The 6,756-nt window shown below is 59.8% G+C and carries 5 protein-coding genes and 3 pseudogenes; 3 read left to right on the forward strand and 5 right to left on the reverse strand.

The window, feature by feature from the left end:
- A pseudogene (locus M3I54_RS43110) lies at positions 1-206 on the forward strand (IS3 family transposase); the annotation flags it as partial.
- A gap of 40 nt (positions 207-246) precedes the next feature.
- Here M3I54_RS43110 and M3I54_RS45620 read toward each other — a convergent pair.
- The 5 genes and pseudogenes from M3I54_RS45620 to M3I54_RS43130 all read right to left on the reverse strand — a co-directional run.
- A pseudogene (locus tag M3I54_RS45620) lies at positions 247-342 on the reverse strand (hypothetical protein); the annotation flags it as partial.
- Between the two features lie 84 nt (positions 343-426).
- Entirely contained in the window at positions 427-1,044 is a 618-nt protein-coding gene (locus tag M3I54_RS43115) for a LysE family translocator (protein ID WP_254346457.1), read from the reverse strand.
- A 580-nt stretch (positions 1,045-1,624) separates the two neighbouring features.
- Complete coding sequence (locus tag M3I54_RS43120) at positions 1,625-3,079, reverse strand: DUF2252 domain-containing protein (protein ID WP_254346459.1); 1,455 nt, start codon at positions 3,077-3,079, stop codon at positions 1,625-1,627.
- Between the two features lie 57 nt (positions 3,080-3,136).
- Positions 3,137-4,870, reverse strand: a complete 1,734-nt coding sequence (locus tag M3I54_RS43125; RefSeq protein WP_254346461.1) for a SulP family inorganic anion transporter — start codon at positions 4,868-4,870, stop codon at positions 3,137-3,139.
- Positions 4,867-5,667, reverse strand: a complete 801-nt coding sequence (locus M3I54_RS43130) for a TrkA family potassium uptake protein (RefSeq protein WP_254346464.1) — start codon at positions 5,665-5,667, stop codon at positions 4,867-4,869. Before M3I54_RS43130 ends, M3I54_RS43125 begins: the two co-directional genes overlap by 4 nt.
- A 461-nt stretch (positions 5,668-6,128) precedes the next feature.
- Between M3I54_RS43130 and M3I54_RS43135 the strand changes: the two genes are divergently transcribed.
- Positions 6,129-6,536, forward strand: coding sequence for a hypothetical protein (locus tag M3I54_RS43135; RefSeq protein ID WP_254346466.1), 408 nt, complete (start codon positions 6,129-6,131; stop codon positions 6,534-6,536).
- A gap of 65 nt (positions 6,537-6,601) precedes the next feature.
- Positions 6,602-6,756, forward strand: a pseudogene (locus tag M3I54_RS43140) (IS5/IS1182 family transposase); the annotation flags it as partial.

The following is a 6,756-nucleotide window of genomic DNA, read 5'->3' on the forward strand; positions in this document are numbered from 1 at the left end:
CTGAAACGATCAACGGCTTGTACAAGGCAGAGGTGATCCATCGCCTCGGACCGTGGCGCAATCCGCAGGCCGTTGAAATGGCGACGCTCGAATGGGTTGACTGGTTCAACAATCGTCGACTATTCGGCCCCATCGGCAACATTCCACCTGCCGAGGCAGAAGCCGCTTATTATTCAAAACTCGCTGGGTCCGCCATCGCGGCGTGACTCAAGCAAAACAGCCTCCGGGAAACCCGGGGCGGTTCAGTCCAGCGTCGGTCGCGAGCCAGAAGTCGACCTCGGTGTGTTCGCCCGTATCGCGCCAATGGCGGGTGAGAATAAAACCCGCTTCAAACTCAGACAAAGTGTGACTCCGCCGCCCATGTTTCCCGGTTGCGATTGTAGCGGTTGAGCCGGCGTTTGAACCGGACAAGGGCGGCAGGTCGTTTTAGCGTTGAAGCAGGTGCGCGAACATCGGGTACAGCGAAACGAGCAGCGAAAGCGCCATGAAGATATTGAACGCGCGCAGCCGCCGTGAATTCGACAGAAAACGCCGCATGCTGGTGCCGAACGCGGCCCAGATGCAGATGCAGGGCAGACCGATCACATAGAACAGAAAGGCCATCGCCATCGTATTGGTGCCGAAGTTCGCGGAAAGGCGGATCGTGGTGGCGGCCGTGAGCACCATCATCCACGCCTTGGGATTGACCCACTGGAACGCGATGGCTTCGTGAAAGCGCATGGGCCGGTGCTCGCCGCTCTTCACCTTGATGTCGCCCGAGGTGCCGATTTTCCACGCGAGATACAGCAGGTACGCAATGCTCGCGACCTCCAGCACGGTATAGAGGGACGGGACGTGCCTGAACACCTGGCCAAGCCCGAAGCCCACCGAGAGCATGAGCACGACCACGCCCGCGCTAATGCCGAGAATATGCGGCACGGTGCGACGAAAACCGAAGTTGACGCCGGAAGCGAGCAACATGGTGTTATTAGGGCCTGGCGTGATGGTCGTGACCACGACGAAGAGCATGCCGGCGGGCAGCGCGCTGAGCATTTCGGGCAGCATGATGCGAGTGGCTCCGGGAAGAGAAGACAGATTCGACGGGAACCAGTTTATCGAGAGTTCTCGGTACAGTACCGGTACAGTTGTGCAGACGCTGAACAGTACGGATTGGGGGCCTGAGGGCGCTGTTCCACGCCAGCGTGAACCCCGGCGGCATCATGCAGGCGACCGTCCGCAGGCCGCAAGCGGCACGCGTCACCCGCGTTCATAGCTCGGATTCGATCGGCAGAAGGCCAAGGAAACAGACGCTTGTACGCCGCATGAAAGAGACGTCGGGTTCCGAGTCAAGCTCTGTTTCTGTCCCGTTCCCGGCGGAATTGCATCGGTGGGGTCGGGCAACAAGTGGAACGCACTGTCACCCAGGTGCTTCTGCTCTTCAGGCGCGAAGAGCACGCCGAGTCGAGTGGATTCCGAGTTCTGAGGGGCAAGAGTGTGTGGTTGGTTCGTCTGCGGCGGCAGACTCGCGCACGCGGTCAACAAGAAAGCAAGGACGATGGCGACAAGACGCCTGAGTTTTGTCATGTCCTCACCTTGCTGTAGCGTCCAATCGGATCATCTGCCGTCGGCGAAGGGCGCACGAATCCTATTGACGAATGACCTGAATGCGTCCCGCCTTGACTGCCGCTTTCAAAACCGCCCAGTCTGTTTCATTTTGTTCTGCGTAGGCGAGCGAGAATCGCACGATGGCTTCGTCGAATGCCACCGACTTACCGGCATATCCGCTGAGCAGCGCGGGATCGCCTGCCTTCGCCATCGAATGGGCCAGCGCGTGAGCGCAGGAAACCGCATACTCGCCGAGATCTTCAACGTCGAATGTCGTGAAGTCGAATGCGCCCTTCATGTCGCGCAATTGCCTCACATAGAAGTCGTTGCCGGTGTGGCGCATCTTGGACCACCCGAGGAAAATGTCGCTGGCAGACTGCAGCAGACGCTGCCCGTTGACCACACGTTGACCATGATTGGGATAACGGCTCGGCGGCAGGTAACCCTCCAGCACGGAAGCGCGCGCCTCCTTGAGTTGAAGGAAAAGTGGGCACTCGCCGTCGGCCATGAAAAGCGCCTCATAGCAACGCGTTCCGACCGACCCGATGCCCACGACACGAATGGCGACATCAACCAGTTCATAGCGATCGAACAGTGCGCGCCTGTCGTCGGGAAGCGTCAGCCGGTAGTCGGCGAAGAAGCGCCGTACCATCGCGTTGTACTGCTTGCTGTCATGCGGGCTCTCCAGCGGTACGTGATACACGAGCGGAGGGACCTCCTTGATCCGCAGCTTGCCATTGATCACCTCGGTTGTATGCGTCATCACGGAACGCGACGACTGTTGTCGCGCCTTTTCGACGACGGCCAGCTCCTTCTTCCTTTCCTCGACCGAATCGGCAATGGCCAGCATACTCGCTGCCTTGAACTGGCAGTACCAGACGTCGAGCGTGTCCATGCGGCTGAAGTCGGCGAGCCGTTGGCGGAAAGTTTCGCACAGCCGGCGCACGATGCTTTGCTGGCCACGCAAGGCAAATCCGCGTTCGCGCGCAGCGATCACGAACGATGTCGCGAGTCTGCGCACATCCCAGTCGAATGGCCCAGGCAGCGTCTCGTCGAAGTCGTTGGGACCGAAGAGTATGCGCCGCTCCGGGCTTGCGAACAGCCCGAAGTTGGCCAGATGCGCATCGCCTCCCAATTGCACGATCACATTGGAATGCGGCAGCTTCGACAGATCGTGCGCCATCAGCGGCGCCGCACCGCGATAGAACGCGAACGGACTCGCGACCATCCGCCCATAACGGATGGGTATCAATTCCGGAACCCGACCCACATTGGAAGCGTCGAGCAGGGCGATGGGGTCGCGATTTGCAATCTTGCATTCGGCGAGCTTCTCGCGCGGCACTTCTCTGCGAGCCGTCTTGCCACGTCTGACGCGATCGGCGAGCGAGCCACGCCCCGCAAATAGTGTGGATGGGTCTTCCTGTACCGCCGGTGTACCCGGGTCAGCGAGATCAGCGCCGGGGGCGGCGTGCTTTGCGTTAGCGGAATCAGGCACGCATCACTCCTTTTTTCGATTCAAGGCCGAATCAGACCTGCGTCATTTCACCTTGCTTCATTGCGGGTTGGCGCCCTGCGAAGGTGAGGACGTAGACGGCGAAATGTCACGTAGTGCCTCGATTGCGGCATCGACTGTTGCAAAGACCTCGCGATGCACGCCCGCCACACGCAACGCCTTGTACCGCTCGATTTGGTGTCGGACGCCCGAGGGGAGGGCGACCGCGGCTATGCCCACGCCGCGCTTGTCGAGTTCACCGCCCAGCTGGATCAAGGTCTTGCCTGCCGTGTAGTCGATGTTGTTGATCTCCGATGCGTCGATCACCACCCAGCGCAGCGCCGGACTCGCTTCGTTGACAAGCTTCAGCACTTCTTCCGTGAATCGGCCGGTGTTCGCATAGAACAGGTCCGCTTCGAAACGGTAGACGACGATACCAGGCGCGGCGAGCAGATTGGGCTCGACATGTCGCGCGACCCAGCTTTCGCCGGGGCCTCGCGTTAGCACCCGAGTCCGCAAGCGGTAGCTGTGGCGTGCATGCGCGATCAGTGAAAGCACGACGGCAGCAAGAATGCCGTGCATCACGTCGACGAACACGACTACGCCCGCAGTCAGCAACGCCACGACGAGCTCGTCCTTCTGCATGCGATACAGTTCGGCCATGCCTTTCACGTCGATCAGCTTTACGCCGATCATGAAGACGATGGCCGACAGCACAGCGGCAGGGAGAAGACTCAGCGGTTTCGTGAGAAATAGCAGCACCAGCAGCACGATGGCGGCTGTCGTGAGGTGGGCGACCTGGGTGCGGCCACCCGCGTCGTCGAGCATCTCGGTCTTGGTCGGGCTGCCATTCACGACGAACGTTCCCGTGAAGGCCGCTGCCGCGTTGGCGGCCGCGAGTCCGATGATATCGGCGTTGTCGTCGCCCCTCTCGTTATAGCGATTGGCGTATGCGCGTGCCGTTGCTGCGCTCTGGGCAATGATGACGATGAAACATGAGGCGGCCGTTACCAGTACCTGGTTGATCTCGCCCATATGCAACGGTGGAAGGAACAATGACGGGAGTCCACCCGGCACTTCGCCCGTAATCGCGATACCGTGTCCGGCGAAATTGAACACGCCGCTTGCCACGATGGAGCCGATCACGGCGATCAGCGCACCCGGTGCGCGCGGCACGAAGCGCTTGCAGCCGACGATCACCACGAGCACGCCAAATGAGAGCATCGCGGTCGGATAGTTCGCCTCGGCCACGCGTTGTACCACGGATGCGATCTGCATTAACGGCCCATGCCCTTGCTTGGCGAGCCCGATCAGTCCGGCAAGCTCGCCTGCTGCGACCTGGATGCCGACGCCGGTCAGGAATCCGATCAACGCACTGCGGGAAAGAAAGTCGGCCAGAAAACCCAGACGAAAAACACGCGCGATCACCAGCATCACAGCGACCGTCAAGGCAACGGTACTCGTGAGGCCGATATAGTCCTTGCTGCCGAGCGCGGCGACGGCCGTCAACGTACCCGCGAGAATGGCGGCAGTCGCCGAGTCGGCGGCGACGACCAGTTGACGCGACGCACCAAAGAGGGCGAACGCCACGAGCGGCAGCAGGATCGTATAGAGGCCCGTAACGGTGGGCGTGCCGGCAATTTTCGTGTACCCCATCACTTCGGGAATACCGAGTGCCGCCAGCGTGATTCCGGCGATGATGTCGTGTGGAAGTTGCGCGGGATTGAAGGGCAGGAGTCCCTGCAGGAAAGGCAGGTGAGGCAGGCGGTGCGGTGTGGGAGCGGCGGGTTTCATGGTGCGGCCTCCGCTGCAGTCGCAATCTTGCTGATCAACGCTTTGGCGATGATGTCATCGGCAATGATGACGTTGGTTGCGCCAGCGTTCTCCAGCAGCCCTTTTCTCAAGGGGTTTTCGCCAGGTACCGCAATGGCGAGCGACGGGTTGAGCGTATGGGCCAGCAGTGTGATCGCCAGATTGTTATTGCCGTCGGGTGTCGTTACGAACATGGCTTTCGCGCTATCCAGTCGCGCACGCTTGAGCACGTCGTCGAAGGCATCCGGCGAGCCAAGTACAACCAGATGCCCGCAATCCGTTGCCCGGTTGGCCTGATCCTGGTCGCCCACGAGTACGAGCACTGTGCTTCCCTCCTCATGCAGGTAGTTTGCGACCCGTTCTCCGAGAGAATGGAATCCGACTACCACGACATGATTGGCGAGCTGTTCGAACTTGCGTTCCATGATCCTGTTCTCCCGATAAGCCATCACGTCATCGCCCGATAGCATGCCTGTGAGTCTCGAAACTGCGAACCCGCCGACCAGCAGTGTCGCGACCATGGCCAGAAGCATGAAGACCTTTTGAGGCGGACTGAATTCGCTGAAGGCGCCGAGTGTCGTGATGAGATTGACTCCATTCCACAGAGCCGTAAACAGTTTGTCGGGGAAAGAGTTGCTGGACTGATCGAGAGCGACCAGCCCGATGGTGGCGCCGCCCAGCAGCACGACGAGAAGGCCGATCGTGTGATGAGCGCGGCGGCGCCATTCTCGAATACGGATGACCCCAAGACGAGGTTCATCGACACGGAAGATCCACATGGTTACCTCGGTTTGTTGGTCTGATCGAGACAACAGCGAACCTGATGCCAAGCCGATACGCTCTCCCTTTTTGTGTCCATAGTCAATAGCAAATAATCAGGATGCCAATATATCGAGCGGGCGAGCGACGTCGCCGTACGGTAGCCTGTTTCAGACGGCGAAATAGAGCGGAAGTGCAGAGGAAAACTTTGTAGTCGCTACTGCGCATCTCGTGGTAGTTAGCCGATTAAGAACCAGGGTAGGCCCTGCAAATTGCCGTCAAACCCGGCCTTGACACTTCGTTGCTGTTCGACCGTGACCCTTTCCAGTTGAAATTGACAGGGCGTTCGATCACAACGTTAGCGAACGTGTTCTGAAAACACCTGCCGGAGGCGCATTTGGTCGATGACGAGACAATCGACTGCGAAGGCACGAATGAGCGGTCAGTAGTGGACTTGCGCTTGAAGTTTTCGGCCAGTTGATTGTATTGGGCGTCAGTCGCCTCGCTCGATGAAACCCAGCTCGCGAACGGGTGGCTCCAGTACAACGACCCAGCGCTCAACACGCTGATTCACGGCGGAAAAACGCCGCTCGAATTTGCGAAATTTCTCGACATCAGCGATCTCGATGCGCAGTTCTGGCGCGTGGGCTTGCAGACGCAGTGGGAAATCGACGTATTCGGACGCGCTTACGCGGCTATCGCGGCAGGCGCAACTCCAGGCGGCGGCGCGTGTCATTCCGGCTGGCGTCCGTCTTCCCAGCGCGGGTCCGCGGTGACCTGCACGGTAAGGCGGTTTTCCAGCGGGTTCGCGCTGAGCGTTTCCCAGATACGTTCGCGCAATCTGTCCTGCGAGGCGAGCTCGCTTAACAGGTTGCTGAAGTACCGCTGAAACATGTCATCGCGCAGAGTTCGTGAAGCGTTGATAGATGAACCACCACTTACCCACTGGAGATCATGCGCGGCGCCGACACTTTCACCGAGAGTTTGTTTTCCGTGCGCAAGCTGGACGACTTCGTCCCCAAGTCGCATCCGTTGCGTTCGATCCGCGTAATGGCGAACGAAGCGCTGGCGAAGATGGATCGACTGTTCGCCGAGATGTACGAAGCGGA

Origin of the sequence: Paraburkholderia sp. CNPSo 3274, assembly GCF_024206475.1 — a bacterium.
GTDB lineage: Bacteria > Pseudomonadota > Gammaproteobacteria > Burkholderiales > Burkholderiaceae > Paraburkholderia.

What these genes read in the sequence shown, in the direction of transcription:
- M3I54_RS43115 (WP_254346457.1), bottom strand. Translation starts at nt 1,044, where the DNA reads ATGCTGCCCGAAATGCTCAGCGCGCTGCCCGCCGGCATGCTCTTCGTC.
- M3I54_RS43125 (WP_254346461.1), bottom strand. Translation starts at nt 4,870, where the DNA reads ATGAAACCCGCCGCTCCCACACCGCACCGCCTGCCTCACCTGCCTTTC.
- M3I54_RS43130 (WP_254346464.1), bottom strand. Translation starts at nt 5,667, where the DNA reads ATGTGGATCTTCCGTGTCGATGAACCTCGTCTTGGGGTCATCCGTATT.